The sequence below is a fragment of the Nocardia alba NBRC 108234 genome (assembly GCF_001612665.1).
In the GTDB taxonomy this organism is placed as follows: Bacteria; Actinomycetota; Actinomycetes; order Mycobacteriales; family Mycobacteriaceae; genus Nocardia; species Nocardia alba.
Genome location: NZ_BDAX01000060.1, coordinates 1 through 866, shown reverse-complemented (window position 1 = coordinate 866; position 866 = coordinate 1). Strand labels below are relative to the sequence as shown.

Sequence of the window (866 nt, the reverse complement as noted above, 5' to 3'; positions counted from 1 at the left end):
GGCGGTATGGTGGGCGGTATGGCTGGACGTAAGACATCGGTGAGCTTCGACGACGAGACCTTGGAAATTCTCGCCCGCCGCGCGAACGAGGCAGGCATGGACCGCTCGGCGTTTCTCGCGTCGCTGGTCCACCGCGACGACATGCGCCGGCGTTTGGCCGTCGACAGCGCGACGCTCAACGCCGCGGGCTACACCCCCGACCGGGCGAGCGCGTTGACCGCGAGTCTGATCGCCCGCTCCCGGGCCAGCTGATGGTTAATCCCCGATTCGGCGAGGTGTGGAACGCCCCGTCGGGATCGGTCCTGCCCGGCGGGATGCTCTGTCTGATCGTCAGCAGCGATGATTTCAACCGCATCCGACGTCAGTACGTCATCGTCGAAGTCGTTGCCGACCAGCTCTCTGGTGACGCGATCATCTGCGATCTCGGCCCGATCGGGGTCGCGCTCACTGGCGCCCCCTTCACTGTCGGCTCGTCCTGGTTCGCTGAGGCCGAGAGTCCGCTCGCGGTCCTCGACAAGCCGATCGCTCGACGCGCGGCCGACCAGATCCGCGCCATCCTCGGACCCTGACCTGATGAGCAGCATGGATGACGGAGCCGAATATCGCGACCTGCCTTGGGGTGCGGACCCGCGAGCGCACTGGACCCCGGAGCAGCACCAGGACTGGGCTGACGCTGAACAGGAACTGATCGATCAGGGTTACCGTCCCGCGCAGCCGGTCTGCGAGCTGATCGCGACCGTGCCCATGCCGGGCATCGACCGCTGGAACTGGATCTGCACCGAGTCGAACTTCGAGCTCGCGGACTGCACCACGATCGAGCGCGAGCTACTCGGCGCGGAGATGCGCCTTGTCGCCCGCGAAGCCAA

3 protein-coding genes are annotated in these 866 nt (G+C 66.6%); all 3 read left to right on the top strand.

Annotated features, from left to right (window positions below; all coding sequences use genetic code 11):
• Nucleotides 1-252 (top strand): hypothetical protein (locus NA12_RS32870; RefSeq protein WP_218017157.1); only part of this gene is annotated, 252 nt, incomplete at its 5' end.
• Nucleotides 252-569, top strand: coding sequence for a hypothetical protein (locus NA12_RS32865; protein ID WP_067460728.1), 318 nt, complete (start codon nt 252-254; stop codon nt 567-569). The genes NA12_RS32870 and NA12_RS32865, both read left to right, overlap by 1 nt.
• Before the next feature lie 4 nt (nt 570-573).
• Nucleotides 574-866: hypothetical protein (locus NA12_RS32860; protein WP_157106436.1), on the top strand; the 293-nt coding region annotated here is incomplete at its 3' end.

Bases quoted from the DNA above. Each gene is read 5' to 3' on its own strand.
- NA12_RS32865 (WP_067460728.1), top strand. From the start codon at position 252: ATGGTTAATCCCCGATTCGGCGAGGTGTGGAACGCCCCGTCGGGATCG.